1 protein-coding gene and 1 pseudogene are annotated in these 563 nt (G+C 69.3%); both read left to right on the top strand.

Features of this window, described 5'->3' with window-relative positions; genetic code table 11:
• The coding region (locus J0695_RS41890; RefSeq protein ID WP_206970048.1) for a hypothetical protein at positions 1-329 on the top strand (329 nt) is incomplete at its 5' end.
• Positions 245-563: pseudogene (locus tag J0695_RS41885) on the top strand (hypothetical protein); the annotation flags it as partial. The gene J0695_RS41890 and the pseudogene J0695_RS41885, both read left to right, overlap by 85 nt.

The raw sequence follows: 563 nt of genomic DNA, 5'->3' as shown, positions 1-563 counted from the left end.
GCTCGGGCTCCGTCGTGCTGTCGTCCGAACCGGAGGAGGAGTCGGAGCCGGAACCGGAGCCGGTGGAACCGGACTCCTCGGAGCCGGAACCGGAATCGGAGCCGGAGTCGGAGGACCCGGAGGCGCCGTCCTTCTTCGCCTTCTCCTCGTCCGCCTTCTCCTCGGCTGCCTTCTCCTTGGCCGCCTTCGCCTTAGCGGCCTTCTCCTTCGCCGCCTTCGCCGCCTTCTCCTCAGCCTCCTTCTCCTGCTCGGCCTCTTCCTTGTCCCAACCGGGTCAGCAGCGGCTTCTTGGGCGCCGCGTGCCGCGGCGCCCAAGAAGCCGCTGCTGACCCGGTTGCACGTTCCCGCGGGCAAGGCCATCGCCATCGCGGCCATGCCGTCCGCGGTCCTGATGGGCATGGGCCTCACGCCCCAGCTCGCCAACGCCAAGCCGCTGCCCAAGAACCCCTTCAAGTCCGGCCCCTGCGTGTCCCAGCAGGACAAGGAAGAGGCCGAGCAGGAGAAGGAGGCTGAGGAGAAGGCGGCGAAGGCGGCGAAGGAGAAGGCCGCTAAGGCGAAGGCGG

It is taken from the genome of Streptomyces beijiangensis (assembly GCF_017315755.1).
Classification (GTDB): Bacteria; Actinomycetota; Actinomycetes; order Streptomycetales; family Streptomycetaceae; genus Streptomyces; species Streptomyces beijiangensis.
Note: the sequence above shows the minus strand (reverse complement) of the source record. Positions and strands in the feature narration are given on the sequence as shown.